Source organism: Neisseria sp. (genome assembly GCF_041804105.1).
Classification (GTDB): Bacteria; Pseudomonadota; Gammaproteobacteria; order Burkholderiales; family Neisseriaceae; genus Neisseria.
Genome location: NZ_JBHCJY010000035.1, coordinates 1 through 18,339, shown reverse-complemented (window position 1 = coordinate 18,339; position 18,339 = coordinate 1). Strand labels below are relative to the sequence as shown.

Here is an 18,339-nt window from a genome sequence, read left to right as displayed (position 1 = left end):
ATCAGCCTCCGAACAGTCGTTTGAAGAAGCCTTTTTTCTCGGCTGCCAAGAAGCGCATTTCGCGGGTCTCTCCCAGCAGTCGTGCGATAACGTCTTTGTAGGCTTCGGCGGCTACCGCATCCTGTTGGTGGATGACGGGCGAACCTGAGTTGGATGCCTGCAGAACATTTTGAGATTCGGGAATCACGCCGATAAGCGGAATGCGCAGGATGTCGCAGATGTCCTGAACCGACAGCATCTCGCCTTTTTCCACGCGCTCGGGTGCATAACGGGTAATCAGCAGGTGTTCTTTGACGGTGCTGCCCTGTTCGGCATGGCGGGATTTGCTCTGCAGGATGCCGAGAATGCGGTCGGAGTCGCGTACGCTGGATACTTCGGGATTGGTGGTAATGATGGCTTCGTCGGCAAAATAAAGTGCCATCAGCGCGCCTTGCTCGATACCGGCGGGCGAGTCGCAGATAATGTATTCGAAGCCCATTTCGGCCAAATCTTTCATCACTTTTTCCACGCCGTCGCGGTTGAGTGCGTCTTTATCGCGGGTTTGAGAGGCGGGCAGGATGAAGAGATTGTCGCAGTGTTTGTCTTTGATCAGTGCCTGATTGAGCGTGGCTTCGCCCTGAATAACGTTAATCAGGTCGTACACCACGCGGCGTTCGCAGCCCATAATCAGGTCGAGGTTGCGCAAGCCTACGTCGAAGTCGATAACGGCGGTTTTATGGCCGCGCAGAGCCAGGCCGGTTGCGATGCTGGCGCTGGTGGTGGTCTTGCCGACACCGCCTTTGCCTGAAGTTACTACAATGATTTTTGCCACGGTATTTCCTTTTTGTTTTGGGTACTTGCGTACCGTTATTTGAAACTTTGGTTTGAAACGGTAAATTGCGGGCGGAACATCATGGGTAGGTGCTGCCCGAAGCCGTTTCAGACGGCCTGTATTCCTTTAGTTGCCGTCGATTGGGGTAATGACCAAACGGTCGTCCTGCAGCAGAATCTGCACGGTTTTTTTGTGCAGGTGTTCCGGCAGCTCGTGTTCGAAATTACGGTAAATGCCGGCCACCGAAACCAGTTCGGCCTGCATCGAATAGATAAAAATCCGCGCACTGCGGTTGCCGCTCGCGCCGGCCAATGCGCGGCCGCGCATCGGGGCGTAAACGTGGATGTTGCCGTCGGCAATGATTTCCGCGCCGTGGTTGACCATGCCGGTAACAATCAAATCGGCGTTTTCCGCATATACCTGCTGGCCTGTGCGGATGGGGGTGTTCACAATCACGGTCGGGTTGCTTGTGCCTGCGGATGAGGAGGGGACGAACTGCGTTTCTTCAAGGGCAGGGCGGTTTTCGACGGGAATGCTTTCGCTCAGCGAAAACACCAGGTGGTATCGCGAAGCGGTGGGCGCCCAAGTTTCGCTCGGGTGGCGCAGACCCAGTATCTGCATGCCGTAGCGGGCGAATACGGAAATCACCGCACCTACGTCGAATGATTCGGGATGGTCGAAATCCTGCACGTCGAGCACGAACGGCATGACTTGGAACTCACGGTATTGACCTGCCCGCTGGCGTAAAAATTCTTCTAATTCGGTTAAATCTGCGGTGTGCAGATGGATGGCGAGCACATCCATTCGGGATGACTTCACATCAAAAGCAGTTTTCATGTTGTGTTTGGAGTTATAAAAAAATTCAATGGTGGAAGTTTACCTTGTTAAACTTGGCTATTCAATCGCTTTGCACGGTTTGGACTGAAAAAAAGTTCTGCAAAGTCTGTAAAGAAGTTTTTATTCTTTTGGAATTTGCTGTTTTGGCATTTTTCAGGATGAAGTTGCGGATGCGGCTGTGTTTGTTGCGCAACAGGAGGTGGGCCGTCTGAAAAGTCGTGTATGTTTCGGAAAGGCGGCATTATTCTGTTCTGGAACCGGGTTCGGAAAACGATGCCGTCTGTACCTTTTTGAAACGTAGTGTGCCGTTTTCGCAGATAAATCCGTCAAGCTGCATATCGTGTACTTCGTGCGGCAGGCTGTCGGTAAGCTGGCAGGCGAAACCCGCGCCGATCAGTTTCGGTTTCAGACGGCCTTTGAGTGCGGCCAGCGATACGTCGTAATAACCGCCGCCCTGTCCCAAACGGAAGCCCTGCCGGTCGATGCCGACCAACGGTATGATTAAAATGTGCAGACGGTGGGCGCGGATTTTCCGTCCGGCAAACTGCGGGATGTGCAGTTTCGATGTGCTGCGTTTGCGTTCGGCGTTTGCGTTGCCGGTTGGAAAGGGGGTGAACCACAGCCTGAGCGAGCGCGGTTCGATATAGGGCAGGTAAAGGCGTGCGCCGCGTTTTAAGGCCGTCTGAACAAATCCGTCGAGCCGCAGTTCGCTGCCCATTGGCCAGTAAACGCCGATGTTTTTACCGCGTTTGGCCAGCGGTTTCAGACGGTGGTTTGCGGATTGTTCGGCGGTTCGGCGTTCCTGTTTGGTCAGGCGGCTGCGTGTCCGCCGCAGTTCGCGCCGCAAGGCGGATTTTTCAAGAAGGGGCATGTTCGGACGGCCTTTCGGTGGCGTGATGTTTGGATTATATAATTAACTCAATGCCATCCAAACTGACGGCAGAATGTGCTTTAAATAATGTACTTTAAATAAAGTGAATTTAGTCAAGAATCACAGAGAGCGTTAAAAATGCGGATGTGGTTGGACTAAAATGCGGCTAGGCAATGCGGCCAGGCTGTCTGAAACAGAAAGGATTGCAAACCATGTGGCACATCGTCGCCATCGGCTATATTTTCGTTACCGTGATGTTTTCCGCAGCGCAGCCGACTGTGGCGCGCGGGCTGATTTATTTTGTGTTTTGGACGGTGTTGCCGTGCCTGTTTGTATTTTGGGTGGTCAAAACCCGTCGGCGTAACCGTTTGATGAAACTGGAGGAAAAGCAGTCGGGGCCGTCTGAAAAAGATGGCGGAGATAAAGACGGCCAACCCTTTTCAGACGGCCTGTAATCCGATATAATCGCGCGGTTTTCCGTTTCGGAAACATTTTTTATTTTATCCAACGCCGCACGTCGCGCCGAAGGGTGCCCGTTTGCAACGGGTTCTATGCGCAGGCGTGTTTGCACTAACCCTTTAAGGAATATTATGTCTCAAGTTACCATGCGCCAGATGATTGAAGCCGGTGTCCACTTCGGCCACCAAACCCGTTATTGGAATCCGAAAATGGAGCAATACATTTTTGGTGCGCGCAACAAAATCCATATTGTCAATCTGGAAAAAACCCTGCCGCTGTTCCAAGAAGCGCAAGAAGCCGTGCGCCGTCTGGTTGCAAACAAAGGCAACGTGCTGTTTGTCGGTACCAAACGCCAGGCCCGCGAAATCATCCGCGAAGAAGCCGTCCGTGCCGGTATGCCTTTCGTTGACCACCGCTGGTTGGGCGGTATGCTGACCAACTTCAAAACCGTGAAGCAGTCCATCAAACGCTTGGAAGAAAAAACGGCTGCGCTGGAAAATGCCGCCGAAAGCGGTTTCAGCAAAAAAGAAATTCTCGAAATGCAGCGCGATGTTGAAAAACTGGAGCGTTCGCTCGGCGGCATCAAAAACATGAAAGGCCTGCCCGATGCGATTTTCGTCATCGATACCGGCTACCAAAAAGGCACGCTGGTCGAAGCGGAAAAACTGGGCATCCCCGTGATTGCCGTGGTGGATACCAACAACAGCCCCGACGGCGTGAAATACGTTATCCCTGGCAACGACGACTCCGCCAAAGCCATCCGCCTGTACTGCCGCGGCATCGCCGATGCGGTTCTGGAAGGCAAAAACCAGGCGCTGCAAGAAACCGTAGCAGCCGTTCAGGAAGCTGCCGCAGCCGAGTAATGCCGGCCTGTACCCAGCCCCGTTAGGCCGTCTGAAAGTCTGATCAGGTTTTTTCAGACGGCCTTTCAAGATTCTTATTCAATGCGTTTGCCGCATTGTTTTCCCGATTTTTAGGAGATTCAAAATGGCAGAAATTACTGCAAAAATGGTTGCCGATTTGCGCGCCGCTACCGGTCTGGGCATGATGGAGTGCAAAAAAGCACTGGTTGAAGCCGAAGGCAATATGGAAAAAGCCGAAGAAATCCTGCGCATCAAATCAGGTGCCAAAGCAGGCAAACTCGCAGGCCGTACCGCGGCCGAAGGCGTGCTGGCTTATGCCGTCAACGGCAAGGTGGGCGCTTTGGTCGAAGTGAACTGCGAAACAGACTTTGTTGCCAAAGACGCAGGCTTCGTTGCTTTCGCCAATTCCGTTGCCAAAACCGCCGCAGAGAAAAAACCGGCTACCGTTGAAGAACTGAGCGCGTTGGTGGAAGACGAACGCAAAGCCATCATCGCCAAGTTGGGCGAAAATATGTCTGTGCGCCGTTTCCAGGTTATCGATACCGCCGACAGCCTGACTGCCTATATTCATGGCGCGCTGGCGACCGAAGGTGTTTTGGTGGAATTCAAAGGTTCCGAAGATATTGCCCGCAAAGTGGGTATGCACATCGTTGCCGCCAAACCGCAATGTGTTTCCGAAGCCGAAGTAGATGCCGAAACCGTTGAAAAAGAACGCCACATCTACACCCAGCAGGCCATTGAGTCAGGCAAGCCCGCCGACATCGCCGCCAAAATGGTTGAAGGCCGTATCAAAAAATTCCTGGCCGAAATCACTCTGAACGGTCAGCAGTTTGTGATGAACCCCGACCAAACCGTTGCCCAATTCCTGAAAGAGAACGGTACGGAAGTCGTTTCCTTTGTCCGCTACAAAGTGGGCGACGGCATCGAAAAAGCCGTGGTGGACTACGCAGCCGAAGTAGCCGCAGCCGCCAAGGTATAAAGCGTGATGAAAGAAAAGCACTCAGGTTCGTTGTTGAATCGGGGTGCTTTTTTTTGAAACGGCTCATGTTGCAAACACGGCATGATTCAAATAAACCTAAACCGGTTTTACCGTTTTGCCCGCATGAAGAAAACATTGAAAACCGCCGCCTACAGGTAAAAAGATAAATTTCAGTCGTTTCGCTGCAAACGGTTTGAACCGCCGCAGCAAACACTCTAAAATGTCCAAACGGCAATATTCCCGCAGCAAAGGCCGTCTGAAAATCCTTTTTCAGACGGCCTGCACCGAAATCCCTCCGAAAGAAAGCAAGGTATCCCATGACTCAAGCAACCAAATACAAACGCATCTTACTGAAACTCTCCGGCGAAGCCCTGATGGGGCAGGACGCATTCGGCATCAACCGCGATACCATTATGAAAATCGTCGGGCAGGTTAAAGAAGTCGTGGACATGGGCGTACAGGTTGCCGTCGTGATCGGCGGCGGCAACATCTTCCGCGGCGTGGCCACTCAAGCCAAAGGCATGGACAGAGCCACCGCCGACTACATGGGCATGATGGCCACCGTCATGAATGCGCTCGCCCTGAAAGACGCATTCGAATCGCTCGGCGTAAAAGCCCGCGTACAGTCCGCGCTTTCCATGCAGCAAATCGCCGAAACCTACACCCGTCCCAAAGCCATCCAATACCTTGAAGAAGGCAAAGTCGTTATCTTTGCAGCCGGTACCGGCAATCCGTTTTTCACCACCGACACCGCCGCAGCCCTCCGCGGTGCCGAAATGAACTGCGACATCATGATGAAAGCCACCAATGTCGACGGCGTTTACACCGCAGACCCGAAAAAAGACCCGTCGGCCACCCGCTACCAAACCCTCACGTTCGACGAAGCCATCGTGAAAAACCTGAAAGTGATGGATGCCACCGCATTCGCCCTCTGCCGCGAACAGAAGCTCAACATCGTCGTGTTCGGCATCGCCAAAGAAGGCGCACTCAAACGTGTGATTGCAGGGCAGGATGAAGGAACGCTGGTGCATTGCTGATTTGAGTTTGAGTGTAATAAAGGCCGTCTGAAAAGTTTTCAGACGGCCTTCTCTCTAAGAGCATTAATTAGCTTGCGTTACTGGTTTCTGGCAACGAATTATCATACTGATGGTACGAAAATCGGGAGCACTGGTATTGTGGGTAAAATATCCAGCAGGGCAAATTTCTTGGGCTTTGTGTATCGCCATTCGTTCACATGAAATACTGCAATTGTTGCCTGTAATCTGGATTAAATTTCCTTTGGTTTCATCCGCTTCGATTAAGTTTGATGAAATGGTTGGAGTATGGACAACACAGCCTTGCAAAATAAACGATGTCAAAGAAAGCAGAATAAGCTTTTTCATTTTTTGCCACCGCCTGAAGGGGGATTGTTTCCGCGCCCGCCGCCTGAAGGGTTGCCTGTTTTGCTTGGCCAGTTGGGGTTGGTGTTGCCTGTTTTGCTCGGCCAATTAGGGTTGGGACTGCCTGTCCGGTTGGTTGCCATAATGTTTTCCTTGTTGTAAAAATAAAAGGTGTTTGCCAAGAATCGGCAGTCGGGATAATATCCGTTGGAATTTAGCAATTCCATTATGAAAATCGGTTTTAAATCCCTTTTTTCAGTATTTAAAGTCGATATTCGGTGAGTGGGGTATTAGGTTATGGCAGTCAACGACAAGGTACGCGCTTTGCACGAATTGAATAATTGGTCGCAGGAAGAAATGGCAGAGAGGATGAATATTTCGGAAAGCAGCTATTCGCGTTTGGAGCGTGGAGAAAGCAGGTTGGATTTAGCCAAGTTGGAAAAGCTGGCCGCAATTTTTAAAGTGGACATCGGCGAGTTAGTTACTTCTGATGGAAAAAGTTTGATTTGTCTGAACGGTGAGAACAGTGGCAACCATGCCAGTTACTATATCAATACCACTTCTGAAAATCTGGTTTCTGAACTCGAAAAAGTAAAACTCGAATTGGAACACGCCCGCGAAGTGGCGGGTTATAAAGATCAAATCATCGAGCAGAAAGACAACGAAATCGCCGCATTGAAATCGTTGCTGGCCGCATTGCAGAAGTAAGCCGAAGGCCGTCTGAAAATGTTTTTTCAGACGGCCTTTGCTTTGCCGCCCATTGCCGGGCCGTGCAAGCGGTGCGGCAAATTCCCTGCAAACCGCGTTTGCCCTTATAATAGCGCCACATCTTTTCAGACGGCCTGATGCCGTCTGAAGCCTGCCAATCTTTTCCGACAATATCATCCGAAAGCAGAAATATGATTAACGACATCCAAAAACAGGCCGAGGGCAAGATGCAGCGTTCGCTCGAGGTCTTGAAAGAAAACCTTGCCAAAGTGCGCACCGGCCGCGCCCATGCCGGCCTGCTCGACCAGGTGGAGGTGGAATACTACGGCAGCCAGGTTCCTGTGAGCCAGGTGGCCAACGTTACCTTGATTGATGCGCGCACCATCGGCGTGAAAGTTTATGAGAGCAATATGGCTGCGGCGGTGGAAAAAGCCATCCGCGATTCAAATCTGGGCCTGAATCCGGCAGCGATGGGCGACGTTATCCGCGTGCCGATGCCGATGCTGACCGAAGAGCGACGCAAAGACCTGATTAAAGTGGTGCGTGCGGAAGCCGAAGACGGCCGCGTGTCCATCCGCAATGTGCGCCGCGATGCCAACGAACACATCAAGAAACTTTTGAAAGACAAGGAAGTTTCCGAAGACGAGGCCCGTCGCGGCGAGGAGCAGATTCAGAAACTGACGGACAAGTTTATTGCGGAAGCCGACAAGCTGCTGGCTGTGAAGGAAGAGGATTTGATGGCGATTTGAGCCGTCTTTGCGTGAATATGAGGCCGTCTGAAAACCGTTATTCAGACGGCCTTTTGCTGTGCCGCGCGTTTGTGCGCACGGGATTTGAGCGGGAATGTTTCGTGCGGCCGACTGCGGCCGATGCGGACGGGTAAACGGCGGATGCCGTCTGAAAACGCTTGCCAAACATTACGCGACGCGCGCTTTGTTTCTGCTAAAATGCCGCCAGACAACTCCGAAACAGAAAGCCGCCGCCATGAAGATCAGCAGCACGCAAACCATTCCCGAGCATACGCAGATTCCGCGCCACGTCGCTGTGATTATGGACGGCAACGGCCGTTGGGCGAAAAAGCGTTTCCTGCCCCGCGTGATGGGACATAAAAAAGGCTTGGACGCGCTGGAAAACATGGTGAAGCACTGCGCGGAAATGGGTGTGGAATACCTGACCGTGTTTGCGTTTTCCACCGAAAACTGGCGCAGGCCGCAGGATGAAGTGTCGTTTCTGATGGGTTTGTTTTTGCAGGCTTTGCAGAAACAGGTGCGGCGGATGCATGAAAACAATATGCGCGTGCGCGTTATCGGCAACCGCAGCCGTTTCAACGACGACATCAGGAAAGGCATCGAAGACGCGGAGTCGCTCACGGCGGGCAATACCGGCCTTACCCTGACCGTTGCGGCCGACTACGGCGGCCGTTGGGATATTCTGCAGGCCGCCAACAAACTGTTGGCGGAAGGCGTGTCGGAAATTACCGAAGAAGCGGTTACCCGCCACCTGATGCTGGGCGATGCGCCCGAACCGGATCTGTTTATCCGCACCGGCGGCGAAACCCGCATCAGCAATTTCCTGCTCTGGCAGATGGCCTACGCCGAGCTGTATTTTACCGACACGTTGTGGCCGGACTTCGACAAAGCCGCGCTGGAAGCGGCCGTGGCTTCGTTCAGAAAGCGGGAGCGGCGTTTCGGGCGGACATCGGAGCAACTGCCTGCCGAACAGCAGCGGGGATAAAGGCCGTCTGAAACGCCCGTTCCAAACGCGAGAAACTCCTGTTTCGTAAACGGCAGTCCGATTTCATCAACCATATCAAACCGCAGGCCGTCTGAAAAAACAGCACCGATATGTTCAGACGGCCTGTCGCAATCGTTTGCAACACCAAAACCAAAAGGGAATTTCCATGCTCAAACAACGAATCATCACCGCTCTGTGGCTGCTGCCGCTGATGCTCGGCATGCTGTTTTATGCGCCAAACTGGCTGTGGGCGGCCTTTTCGGGGCTGATTGCCGTCGTTGCCCTGTGGGAATACGCCCGCATGAGCGGTTTGGACAAAATGAAAACCAACCACTACCTTGCCGCCACGCTGCTGTTCGTCATCACGGCCTATACGGGCGGTTGGCAGCTTCCCGGCTGGATTTGGTGGCTGGTGTCCGCATTCTGGTTCGTACTCGCCCCGCTGTGGCTGCGTAAAAAATGGAAGCTGAACGGCGGCTGGCAGGCCTATGCCGCAGGCTGGATGCTGGTGGTGCCGTTCTGGTTCGCACTCGTTTCCCTGCGTACCGCGCCTGAGCAGGCTTTGCCGCTGCTGGCCGTGATGGGCCTAGTTTGGGTGGCCGACATCGCCGCCTATTTCTGCGGCAAAGCGTTCGGTAAAAACAAACTTGCCCCCGCCATCAGCCCCGGTAAAAGTTGGGAAGGTGCCGTCGGCGGAGCCGTGTGCGCCGCCGTGTATCTGCTGGTCGTGCGGCAGGCGGGCTGGCTCGGTTTTGATGCCGGTTTCTTCGGCACGGTGTTTATCAGCTTTGTGCTGACCGCCGTCAGCATCGGCGGCGACCTGCTCGAAAGCTGGTTCAAACGTTCGGCGGGCATCAAAGACAGCAGCAGCCTGCTGCCGGGACACGGCGGCGTATTCGACCGCGTGGACAGCCTGATTGCCGTCGTCAGCGTGTATGCGGCGATACAGGCGGTTTGGTAGGCCGTCTGAATAATTCATGCTTTGAACCCTGTGCAGCATCCGCATCAAACCTCAACATCACCATGCCGTCTGAAAACCTTTTTTCGGACGGCCTTTACCCAAAAGCAATCATGACCCGACACACCCTTACCGTTCTCGGCAGTACCGGCAGCATCGGCGTTTCCACGCTGGACGTTGTTGCCCGCCATCCCGAAAAATTCAAGATTTTCGCACTCGCAGGCCATACGCAGACGGTGAAACTGGCCGAACAGTGCGCCGCGTTCTGCCCCGAATATGCGGTGGTGGCCGATGCTGTGCATGCCGCCGAACTCGAACGGCTGCTGGCCGCAAAAAACTGCCAAACCGAAGTGCTGTACGGCGCGCAGGCCTTGATTGACATCGCATCGGCCGACGCGGTGGACGGCGTGATGTGTGCCGTGGTCGGCGCGGCGGGGCTGCCGAGTGCGCTGGCGGCGGCGCAAAAGGGCAAAACCATTTATCTGGCCAACAAAGAAACGCTGGTCGTTTCCGGTGCGCTGTTTATGGAAACGGCGGCGGCCAACGGTGCGCGGGTGTTGCCGGTGGACAGCGAACACAACGCCGTTTTCCAAGTGTTGCCGCAGGGTTTCCAAAGAGGCCGTCTGAACGATTACGGCATCGACAGCATCGTGCTGACCGCATCGGGCGGGCCGTTTCTCGATACCGATTTGGCCTCGTTCGACGGCATCACGCCCGCACAGGCCGTGAAGCACCCGAATTGGAGCATGGGGCGGAAAATTTCCGTCGATTCCGCCACCATGATGAACAAAGGTTTGGAACTGATTGAGGCGCACTGGCTGTTCGGTTGCCCGCCCGAACGGCTCGAAACCGTGATTCACCCGCAATCCGTGATTCACAGCATGGTGCGTTACCGCGACGGTTCGGTGCTGGCGCAGATGGGCAATCCCGATATGCGCACGCCGATTGCCTATTGTCTCGGCCTGCCCGAGCGCATCGAATCGGGCGTGTGCGCGCTCGATTTCGGCAAACTTTCCGCGCTCACGTTCCGCGAACCCGACTTCAACCGCTTTCCGTGCCTGAAACTCGCTTACGATGCGATGCACGCGGGCGGCAGCGCACCATGCGTTTTGAACGCCGCCAACGAAGAAGCCGTGGCCGCGTTTCTCGACGGCAAAATCCGCTACACCGACATCGCCCGCGTGGTGGCGCATTGTTTGGAGCAGGGCTTTTCAGACGGCCTGAACGATGTGGAAAGCCTGCTGATTTTGGATAAAGAAACGCGCGAAGCGGCACGGCAACGGATTGCCAAGGCCGTCTGAAAATCAGGCGGTGCGTGGAAATTTCGGCAAATCACGGGTTGGTGCGGCGGAATAAAGGCAGGATGTCGGTTTGCAATGCCTGCCGATGGCCGGTTGGCACACAGGCCGTCTGAAAAACCGGTTTTCAGACGGCCTGTGCGGTTATTAAGCGCTGTTGATCTGTAAACCGCAACCCGCTTTTGTAAATGCCGGCGGTGTCTATCTATCACTTGCCTTATTTTTCAGACGGCCTTAAGCTAACCGATTTGTTAAAACCAACAAAAATATTTGGGGAACCCTAGTGAATACAATTCTGGCATTTCTTGTCGCCATTCTGATTCTGGTCAGCCTGCACGAATTCGGGCATTACATCGTTGCGCGTTGGTGCGGCGTGAAGGTGCTGCGTTTTTCCGTGGGCTTCGGCAAGCCGTTTCTGAAAAAGAAACGCGGGGATACGGAATGGTGTCTGGCACCGATTCCGCTGGGCGGTTACGTCAAAATGGTCGATACGCGCGAAGGCAATGTGGCACCTGAAGATCTGCCCTACGCTTTCGATAAACAGCATCCGGCCAAGAAAATCGCGATTGTGGCCGCAGGGCCGCTGACCAATCTGATATTGGCGGTGCTGTTTTACGGCCTGAGTTTCTCGTTCGGCGTGACCGAAATCCGTCCGTTTGCAGGTACGGTCGAGCCGGCCAGCATTGCCGCCAAGGCGGGCTTCCAGTCGGGCGACAAAATCCGTTCGGTCAACGGTAAGGCCGTGAAAGACTGGGGCGATACGCACACGGAAATCATACTGAATATGGAATCGGGCAAGGTAGATGTTGCCGTTCAGACGGCATCGGGCGCGGATGCCGTGCGCACGATTGACGTTGCCGGAACGCCCGAGGCGGGTAAAGTTGCGAAAAATCACGGCAATATCGGTTTGTCGCCGTTCAGAAATACCATGCAGGTGGCCGAAGTGTCCAAAGGCGGCGCAGCGGAAAAGGCCGGTTTGAAAGCGGGCGATACGCTGGTGGCTGCCAACGGCAAGCCGCTCTCGGGTTGGGCCGACTGGGTGGTGCTGGTGCGGGCCAGTGCGGATAAAGACATCGCGCTCGAGTATCTGCGCGGCGGTGTGCGCCAAACGGCAACCGTGCGCCCGACGGCAGAGATTGCAGGCGGCCAAACTTTCGGCAAAGTCGGTTTGGCGGCGCAGCCCGACCAGGCTTGGAACGACGGCGTGCGTTACCGCTTCGTCCCCTCGGTCGGCGAGGCATTTGCAATGGGATGGGATAAGATGGCAGAATATTCCCGCCTGACGTTGGAATTTTTCGGCAAGCTTTTGACCGGGCAGGCTTCGCTGTCCCATATTTCCGGCCCGCTGACGATTGCCGACGTGGCCGGTAAAACAGCCGAGCAGGGCTGGCAGAGTTATGTGGAGTTTCTCGCGCTGGTCAGCGTGAGCCTCGGCATCATGAACCTTCTGCCCGTGCCTGTTTTGGACGGCGGGCACTTGGTGTATTATAGTGTCGAATGGATTATGAGAAGGCCGCTGGGAGAGCGCGTGCAGCAGATGGGCATGCGCATCGGTTTGGCGTTGATGCTGATGCTGATGACGCTGGCTTTCTATAACGATATCAACCGTTTGTTTGGATAAACTATGAAATTGAACAAGATTGCTTCCACCTTAATGCTGTTAGGTCTGTCGCCGTTGGCCGCAGCCTTTACCATTCAGGACATCCGTGTCGAAGGTCTGCAACGCACCGAGCCCAGCACGGTGTTCAACTACCTGCCGGTGAAAGTCGGTGATAATTTTTCCGACGACATGGGCGAAGAAATCATCAAAACCCTTTATGCGACGGGCTTTTTCGATGATGTGCGCGTGGAAACGATGGGCAATCAGGTGCTGCTTACCGTGGTCGAGCGTCCCACCATTAGTAACGTCAACGTAACCGGAGCCAAAGTGCTGCCGGCCGATGCCATCAAGAAAAACCTGACAACCATGGGGTTGGCGCAATCGCAGCCGTTCAGCCAAGCCACGCTCAACCAAGTGGTTGAGAGCCTGCGTCAGGAATATTTGAACCGCGGCAGACAGTCGGTCAAAATCACACCCACCGTTACCAAACTTGCGCGTAACCGCGTGGATGTGAACATTGCCGTCGAAGAAGGCAAACCCACCAAAATCGTCGATATCGAATTCGAAGGCAACCAGCGTTTTTCCGACCGCCGTCTGATGCGTCAAATGCGTTTGAGCGAAGGCAATATGCTGTCTTGGCTGACCAAGTCCAACCGTTTCGAAGAAGAAAAATTCGCTCAGGATATGGAGCGTGTTACCGATTTCTACCACAACCGCGGCTATTTCGGTTTCCGCATCCTGAATACCGATATCCAAACCAACGAAGACAAAACCAAGCAAACCATCAAGGTAACCGTCGAAGAAGGCGAACGCTACCGTTGGGGTAAGGTCGCCATTGCCGGCGATACCCGCGAAGTGCCGATGGAAAGCCTGCAAAAACATCTGGATATGAAAGAAGGCCGCTGGTATGAGCGCCAGAAAATGATGGATGCGCTGCAGGCGATGCAGAATACCATGGGCAGCGCGGGTTATGCGTTCAGCGAAATCAATGTCGAACCGCGCCCGAACCCGCAAACCCAAACCGTGGATTTCGTGCTGCACGTCAATCCCGGCCGCAAGGTATATGTCAACGAAATCAACATTACCGGCAACAACAAAACCCGCGACGAAGTTGTCCGCCGCGAGCTGCGCCAGATGGAAGCCGCGCCCTATGACACTTCCAAACTGCAACGTTCCAAAGAACGCGTCGAATTGCTGGGCTATTTCGATGATGTGAAATTCGATGCCCAGCCGGTGCCGAACACGCCCGACCAAGTCGATTTGAACATGAGCGTCAAAGAACGTTCGACAGGTTCGCTCGATTTGAGTGCAGGCTGGGTGCAGGATACCGGTTTGGTGATGTCGGCCGGCGTGTCGCAGGATAACCTGTTCGGCACGGGCAAATCCGCATCTGCCCGCGTATCGCGCAGTAAAACCACCCAAAACGCATCTCTGTCGTTTACCGATCCCTATTTTACGCCCGACGGCGTGAGCTTGGGTTACGACCTTTACGGTAAGGTTTACGATCCGCGCAAATCGTCTTCCAGCACACAGGAATACAAAACCACTACTGCGGGCGCAGGCATCCGCATGGGTGTGCCGGTAACGGAATACGACCGTGTGAACTTCGGTTTGGGTGCGGAACACATGACCGTGCGCACCTTCGACGGCGCGCCGAAACGCTACCGCGAATTCATTACCCAACACGGCGGTCCGCAAGACGGCATTGGCCGCTTCAAAGGCTGGATTTACAAAGGCAACGTTGGCTGGGGACGCAACAAAACCGACAATGCCCTGTGGCCGACGCGCGGTTATACCACCAACGTCAATGCCGAAATCGGTTTGCCCGGCAGCAAGCTGAAATACTATACGTTAACCCACAACCAAAACTGGTTCTTCCCGCTCTCGAAAAACTTCACCCTGATGCTGGGCGGCGAAGTGGGTTACGGTAACGGCTACGGCAAAGAAAAAACCATGCCGTTCTTTGAAAACTTCTACGGCGGCGGTTTGGGTTCGGTACGTGGCTTCGAAAGCGGCACGCTCGGTCCCAAAGTGTATGACCAATACGGAGATGTGGTCAGCTACGGCGGTAATAAAAAAGCCAACGCCACCGCAGAACTGTTGTTCCCCTTCCCGGGCGTGAAAGACTCGCGTACCGTGCGCCTGAGCGTGTTCGCCGATGCAGGCAGTGTGTGGGACGGCAAAACTTATGATGACAGCAGCAGCGACCGTCTCCGCGACGGCGGCGGCGTACAGAATGTTTACGGACAAGGCACAACGCATAAATCGACCTTCAAGGAAGAGCTGCGCTACTCCACTGGTGCAGCCGTTACATGGCTCTCGCCGCTGGGGCCGATGAAGTTCAGTTACGCGCATCCGCTGAAGAAAAAACACGGCGACGAAATCCAGCGTTTCCAATTCCAGTTGGGCACCACGTTCTAATTGGCGGCAGTCCGACCGTTAGGCCGTCTGAAAAGGTTTTTCAGACGGCCTGAAGCCTTAGTTGGCACGGGAAGAAACTTCTGGCGGGCAGGATGCCTGCAAACCGTTGGAAAACAGGTGGTTAAGAAACATCGAAACACAATAAGGAAAAATCATGAAAAAAATCCCGACGGCGTTCGGCTGGTGTATGGCCGCTGTGTTGGGTTTGGGGCCGGTTACCCAAGCGCAGGCGGCGGAAGCCGTGCAGAAACTCGGCTTCATCAATACCGAACGCGTGTATCAGGAAGTGAAACAGGCGCAAAACATTCAGAAAACGCTGGACAAAGAGTTTGGCAAACGCCAGAAAGAGCTGCAAAAAATCCAACAGGAAGGCATGGAGCTCGAGAAAAAACTTGCTTCCGGCAAACTGCACGGCGCGGAACGCGACAAAGTCGGCAAGAAATGGGCTGATTTGGTGAAAACCTTCCGCGACCGCCAAGCCGCGTTTGCCGAAGAATACAGCCTGCGCCGCAACGAAGAATTCGCCGCGCTCCAACAAAACGCCAACCGCGTGATTGTGGAATTGGCCAAGCGTGAAGGCTACGACCTGATTCTGAAAGACGTTATCTATGTCAACAGAAAATACGACATCACAGACAGCGTAATCAAAGCCATGAATGCCCGCTGATGTTTTCAGACGGCCTTACGGCAGCAGTTGCGTTTCCGTTGGCCGCGATGAAAAGCAGGCGGGCATCCGCCGTTTCAGTAAAACTCCGGGCCGTCTGAATCAGCATCCAAATCCGGTTTACCCTATGACCAAGCAAACCTACACTTTATCCCGCATCGTCGCCGAACTCGGCGGCGAAATGCGCGGCAGCGACATCGAAATCGCCGCAGTCAAGCCGCTGGCCGAAGCCCGGGCGGAACACATCGGCTTTTTGGCCAACCCGAAATACAAAAGCGAAGTGCATGACAGTAAAGCGGGCGCGGTGATTGTGTCGCCGAAAGCGGCAGATGAATTTTCCGGCCGCAACCTGATTGTCGCAGCAGACCCCTATCTCTATTTTGCCAAAGTCGCGCGGCTGTTTTCCCCGATTCAGACGGCCTCTGCGGGCGTGCATCCCACCGCCGTTGTCGAACCTTCCGCCACCGTGCCGGCAAGTTGCGAAATCGGCGCAAACGCCTATATCGGTGCGGATACCGTGCTGGGCGAAGGCTGCCGCATTCTGGCCAATGCCGTGGTGGAACACGGCTGTACATTGGGCGACGAAACCGTCATTCATCCCAACGCCGTGATTTACCACGGCTGCACGCTCGGCAAACGCGTCGAAATCCATTCCGGCGCAGTCATCGGTGCCGACGGCTTCGGACTGGCCTTTGCCGGCGATTCGTGGTTCAAAATCCCGCAAACCGGCGCGGTAACGCTTGGCGACGATGTGGAAATCGGCTCCAACAGCAATATCGACCGCGGTGCGATGAGCGACACCACCGTCGGCAACGGCACCAAAATCGACAACCAGGTACAAATCGGCCACAACTGCAAAATCGGCAGCCATACCGTCATCGCCGCCAAAACAGGCATTTCCGGCAGCGTGACCATCGGCAGCTACTGCATCATCGGCGGCGGTGTCGGCACGGTCGGCCACATCGAAATCGCCGACAAAACCACCATCGGCGGCGGCACGTCCGTTACCCACAGCATCAAGGAAAGCGGGCAGCACATCGCCGGCCCGTTCCCGATGCAGCCTTACAAAGAGTGGGCGAAAAACACCGCCCATATCCGCCACCTGAGCGAAATGAACAGGCGCATCAAAGAGCTTGAAAAAACATTAAATATCCAATCTATTGAAAAATAACAAGGAATATTCATGGAAATCCAACTCCCCATCGAATCCAAAGACATCTGCAAAATCCTGCCCCACCGTTATCCCTTCCTGCTGATTGACCGCGTTACCGCCGTCGAACCGGGTAAAACGCTCGACGGCTACAAAAACGTTACTTTCGACGAACATTTCTTCCAAGGCCATTTCCCCGAACATCCCGTGATGCCCGGCGTGCTGATTATCGAAGCCATGGCGCAGGCCTGCGGCGTGCTGGCCGTGTTCACACAGGGCAACAGCGAACGGCGCGAAAACGAAATCACCCTGTTCGCAGGCTTGGACAACGTGCGCTTCAAACGTCAGGTCATTCCCGGCGACCGTCTCGATTTCCATGTGGAACTGCTGAACTACAAACGCGGCATCGGCAAATTCCAAGCCACCGCCACCGTTGACGGCCAGCTTGCCGCCGAAGCCGTGATTATGTGCGCCCAAAGGATTGTCGAGTAATAAAAGGCCGTCTGAACAATTCAGACGGCCCCAACAGGAAGAACGAATGACCCTTATCCATCCCACCGCCGTGATTGATCCCAAAGCCGAACTGGACAGCAGCGTCAAAGTCGGCGCGTACACCGTTATCGGCGGGAATGCACAGATCGGCGCGGGCACCGAAATCGGCCCGCACGCCGTGATCGAAGGCCATACCGTCATCGGCGAAAACAACCGCATTTTCCAGTTTGCCAGTCTCGGCGCACAGCCGCAGGACAAAAAATGGAAAGGCGAACCGACCCGCCTGATTATCGGCAACGGCAACACCATCCGCGAATTCACCACCTTCAACACCGGTACGGTAACCGGCATCGGCGAAACCCGCGTCGGCGACGACAACTGGATCATGGCCTACTGCCACCTTGCCCACGACTGTGTGGTCGGCAGCCACACCATTTTCGCCAACAACGCATCGCTGGCCGGCCACGTTACCATCGGCGATTACGTCGTACTCGGCGGCTACACGCTGGTGTTCCAGTTCTGCACCATCGGCAATTACGCCATGACCGCCTTTTCCGCCGGCGTACACAAAGACGTGCCGCCGTACTTCATGGCCGCGGGCTACCGCGCCGAACCGGCAGGCATCAACAGCGAAGGCATGCGCCGCAACGGTTTTACCGCCGAGCAAATCGCCAATGTCAAAGACGTTTACAAAACCGTTTACCTGCGCGATTTGCCGTTTGAAGAAGCCAAAGCCGATATTCTCAAACGTGCCGAAACGCTGCCGGAACTGGCGGTGTTCAAAGAATTCTTCGAACATTCTTCATCGCGCGGCATTATCCGCTAGCGGTTGCAATTGGAAAGCAGGCCGTCTGAAAAGTTTTCAGACGGCCTGCTTTGTTTGTCGGTTTCCAGATGTGGGAAACGGCAGAATGTTATATCTCAGACGGCATGATTGAGTGCCGTCATTCCTGCCTATACGGGAATGACGAAAGGTATAGCAAATAAACTTATTTATCGATACACACCTGAAACAGCCAATCCACATCCGTAATTCGCAGCCGATTCCTAACACCTTTAATCCAAGCCCACTTTTTCTCTATCTGATTCAGATCGGGGCTATAAGGTGGAAGCCA

20 protein-coding genes are annotated in these 18,339 nt (G+C 54.5%); 15 read left to right on the top strand and 5 right to left on the bottom strand.

Annotated elements, in window-relative coordinates:
• Position 1 precedes the first annotated feature (1 nt).
• The 3 genes from minD to ACEYDX_RS03475 form a co-directional block, all read right to left on the bottom strand.
• Positions 2-811: a septum site-determining protein MinD gene (minD, locus tag ACEYDX_RS03485; protein WP_373740646.1), complete on the bottom strand. Its 810-nt coding sequence runs from the start codon at positions 809-811 to the stop codon at positions 2-4.
• Positions 812-937: 126 nt separating this feature from the next.
• A complete protein-coding gene (gene minC, locus ACEYDX_RS03480; RefSeq protein WP_373740645.1) occupies positions 938-1,648 on the bottom strand; it encodes a septum site-determining protein MinC in 711 nt (236 codons plus the stop codon).
• Positions 1,649-1,889: 241 nt separating this feature from the next.
• A complete protein-coding gene (locus ACEYDX_RS03475; protein ID WP_373740644.1) occupies positions 1,890-2,519 on the bottom strand; it encodes a 5-formyltetrahydrofolate cyclo-ligase in 630 nt (209 codons plus the stop codon).
• Between the two features lie 212 nt (positions 2,520-2,731).
• Between ACEYDX_RS03475 and ACEYDX_RS03470 the strand changes: the two genes are divergently transcribed.
• The 4 genes from ACEYDX_RS03470 to pyrH all read left to right on the top strand — a co-directional run bounded on the left by ACEYDX_RS03470 (position 2,732) and on the right by pyrH (position 5,857).
• The gene (locus tag ACEYDX_RS03470; protein ID WP_373740643.1) at positions 2,732-2,974 is read left to right on the top strand and encodes a hypothetical protein; all 243 of its coding nucleotides are present in this window, start codon (positions 2,732-2,734) and stop codon (positions 2,972-2,974) included.
• A 135-nt stretch (positions 2,975-3,109) separates the two neighbouring features.
• Positions 3,110-3,841 (top strand): 30S ribosomal protein S2, encoded by a 732-nt coding sequence (gene rpsB / locus ACEYDX_RS03465; protein ID WP_373740642.1) that lies wholly within the window; start codon positions 3,110-3,112, stop codon positions 3,839-3,841.
• A gap of 124 nt (positions 3,842-3,965) precedes the next feature.
• Positions 3,966-4,820, top strand: a complete 855-nt coding sequence (gene tsf, locus ACEYDX_RS03460; RefSeq protein WP_373740641.1) for a translation elongation factor Ts — start codon at positions 3,966-3,968, stop codon at positions 4,818-4,820.
• A gap of 317 nt (positions 4,821-5,137) precedes the next feature.
• Positions 5,138-5,857 carry a UMP kinase gene (gene pyrH / locus ACEYDX_RS03455; protein WP_373740640.1) on the top strand — a complete coding sequence of 240 codons (720 nt, stop codon included), beginning with the start codon at positions 5,138-5,140 and terminating at the stop codon, positions 5,855-5,857.
• A 63-nt stretch (positions 5,858-5,920) separates the two neighbouring features.
• On the opposite strand, the gene ACEYDX_RS03450 is transcribed toward pyrH, so the two are convergent.
• Positions 5,921-6,202 carry a hypothetical protein gene (locus tag ACEYDX_RS03450; protein ID WP_373740639.1) on the bottom strand — a complete coding sequence of 94 codons (282 nt, stop codon included), beginning with the start codon at positions 6,200-6,202 and terminating at the stop codon, positions 5,921-5,923.
• A gap of 321 nt (positions 6,203-6,523) precedes the next feature.
• On the opposite strand from ACEYDX_RS03450, the gene ACEYDX_RS03445 reads away from it, so the two are divergent.
• The 11 genes from ACEYDX_RS03445 (at position 6,524) to lpxA (ending at position 18,050) form a co-directional block, all read left to right on the top strand.
• Positions 6,524-6,907: a helix-turn-helix domain-containing protein gene (locus tag ACEYDX_RS03445; protein WP_373740638.1), complete on the top strand. Its 384-nt coding sequence runs from the start codon at positions 6,524-6,526 to the stop codon at positions 6,905-6,907.
• Between the two features lie 191 nt (positions 6,908-7,098).
• Positions 7,099-7,656, top strand: coding sequence for a ribosome recycling factor (gene frr, locus ACEYDX_RS03440; protein WP_373740637.1), 558 nt, complete (start codon positions 7,099-7,101; stop codon positions 7,654-7,656).
• Between the two features lie 235 nt (positions 7,657-7,891).
• On the top strand, positions 7,892-8,641 hold the full coding sequence (locus ACEYDX_RS03435) for an isoprenyl transferase (RefSeq protein ID WP_373740636.1): 750 nt from the start codon (positions 7,892-7,894) through the stop codon (positions 8,639-8,641).
• 166 nt (positions 8,642-8,807) lie between these two features.
• Positions 8,808-9,602 (top strand): phosphatidate cytidylyltransferase, encoded by a 795-nt coding sequence (locus tag ACEYDX_RS03430; protein ID WP_373740635.1) that lies wholly within the window; start codon positions 8,808-8,810, stop codon positions 9,600-9,602.
• Positions 9,603-9,664: 62 nt separating this feature from the next.
• On the top strand, positions 9,665-10,900 hold the full coding sequence (gene ispC, locus ACEYDX_RS03425; RefSeq protein ID WP_373740713.1) for a 1-deoxy-D-xylulose-5-phosphate reductoisomerase: 1,236 nt from the start codon (positions 9,665-9,667) through the stop codon (positions 10,898-10,900).
• A gap of 280 nt (positions 10,901-11,180) precedes the next feature.
• Positions 11,181-12,518 (top strand): RIP metalloprotease RseP, encoded by a 1,338-nt coding sequence (gene rseP, locus ACEYDX_RS03420; RefSeq protein ID WP_373740634.1) that lies wholly within the window; start codon positions 11,181-11,183, stop codon positions 12,516-12,518.
• 3 nt (positions 12,519-12,521) lie between these two features.
• Positions 12,522-14,918: an outer membrane protein assembly factor BamA gene (gene bamA / locus ACEYDX_RS03415; RefSeq protein WP_373740633.1), complete on the top strand. Its 2,397-nt coding sequence runs from the start codon at positions 12,522-12,524 to the stop codon at positions 14,916-14,918.
• A gap of 154 nt (positions 14,919-15,072) precedes the next feature.
• On the top strand, positions 15,073-15,585 hold the full coding sequence (locus ACEYDX_RS03410; protein ID WP_373740632.1) for an OmpH family outer membrane protein: 513 nt from the start codon (positions 15,073-15,075) through the stop codon (positions 15,583-15,585).
• Between the two features lie 124 nt (positions 15,586-15,709).
• The gene (gene lpxD, locus ACEYDX_RS03405; protein WP_373740631.1) at positions 15,710-16,753 is read left to right on the top strand and encodes a UDP-3-O-(3-hydroxymyristoyl)glucosamine N-acyltransferase; all 1,044 of its coding nucleotides are present in this window, start codon (positions 15,710-15,712) and stop codon (positions 16,751-16,753) included.
• A 12-nt stretch (positions 16,754-16,765) separates the two neighbouring features.
• Positions 16,766-17,224, top strand: coding sequence for a 3-hydroxyacyl-ACP dehydratase FabZ (gene fabZ / locus ACEYDX_RS03400; protein WP_373740630.1), 459 nt, complete (start codon positions 16,766-16,768; stop codon positions 17,222-17,224).
• Positions 17,225-17,270: 46 nt separating this feature from the next.
• Positions 17,271-18,050 carry an acyl-ACP--UDP-N-acetylglucosamine O-acyltransferase gene (lpxA, locus tag ACEYDX_RS03395; RefSeq protein WP_373740629.1) on the top strand — a complete coding sequence of 260 codons (780 nt, stop codon included), beginning with the start codon at positions 17,271-17,273 and terminating at the stop codon, positions 18,048-18,050.
• 163 nt (positions 18,051-18,213) lie between these two features.
• Here the strand turns inward: lpxA and ACEYDX_RS03390 are convergent.
• Positions 18,214-18,339: transposase (locus ACEYDX_RS03390; RefSeq protein WP_373740712.1), on the bottom strand; the 126-nt coding region annotated here is incomplete at its 5' end.

What these genes read in the sequence shown, in the direction of transcription:
- minC (WP_373740645.1), bottom strand. Translation starts at nt 1,648, where the DNA reads ATGAAAACTGCTTTTGATGTGAAGTCATCCCGAATGGATGTGCTCGCC.
- ACEYDX_RS03475 (WP_373740644.1), bottom strand. Translation starts at nt 2,519, where the DNA reads ATGCCCCTTCTTGAAAAATCCGCCTTGCGGCGCGAACTGCGGCGGACA.
- ACEYDX_RS03470 (WP_373740643.1), top strand. Translation starts at nt 2,732, where the DNA reads ATGTGGCACATCGTCGCCATCGGCTATATTTTCGTTACCGTGATGTTT.
- rpsB (WP_373740642.1), top strand. Translation starts at nt 3,110, where the DNA reads ATGTCTCAAGTTACCATGCGCCAGATGATTGAAGCCGGTGTCCACTTC.
- tsf (WP_373740641.1), top strand. Translation starts at nt 3,966, where the DNA reads ATGGCAGAAATTACTGCAAAAATGGTTGCCGATTTGCGCGCCGCTACC.
- pyrH (WP_373740640.1), top strand. Translation starts at nt 5,138, where the DNA reads ATGACTCAAGCAACCAAATACAAACGCATCTTACTGAAACTCTCCGGC.
- ACEYDX_RS03450 (WP_373740639.1), bottom strand. Translation starts at nt 6,202, where the DNA reads ATGAAAAAGCTTATTCTGCTTTCTTTGACATCGTTTATTTTGCAAGGC.
- frr (WP_373740637.1), top strand. Translation starts at nt 7,099, where the DNA reads ATGATTAACGACATCCAAAAACAGGCCGAGGGCAAGATGCAGCGTTCG.
- ACEYDX_RS03435 (WP_373740636.1), top strand. Translation starts at nt 7,892, where the DNA reads ATGAAGATCAGCAGCACGCAAACCATTCCCGAGCATACGCAGATTCCG.
- ACEYDX_RS03430 (WP_373740635.1), top strand. Translation starts at nt 8,808, where the DNA reads ATGCTCAAACAACGAATCATCACCGCTCTGTGGCTGCTGCCGCTGATG.
- ispC (WP_373740713.1), top strand. Translation starts at nt 9,665, where the DNA reads ATGCCGTCTGAAAACCTTTTTTCGGACGGCCTTTACCCAAAAGCAATC.
- bamA (WP_373740633.1), top strand. Translation starts at nt 12,522, where the DNA reads ATGAAATTGAACAAGATTGCTTCCACCTTAATGCTGTTAGGTCTGTCG.
- ACEYDX_RS03410 (WP_373740632.1), top strand. Translation starts at nt 15,073, where the DNA reads ATGAAAAAAATCCCGACGGCGTTCGGCTGGTGTATGGCCGCTGTGTTG.
- lpxD (WP_373740631.1), top strand. Translation starts at nt 15,710, where the DNA reads ATGACCAAGCAAACCTACACTTTATCCCGCATCGTCGCCGAACTCGGC.
- fabZ (WP_373740630.1), top strand. Translation starts at nt 16,766, where the DNA reads ATGGAAATCCAACTCCCCATCGAATCCAAAGACATCTGCAAAATCCTG.
- lpxA (WP_373740629.1), top strand. Translation starts at nt 17,271, where the DNA reads ATGACCCTTATCCATCCCACCGCCGTGATTGATCCCAAAGCCGAACTG.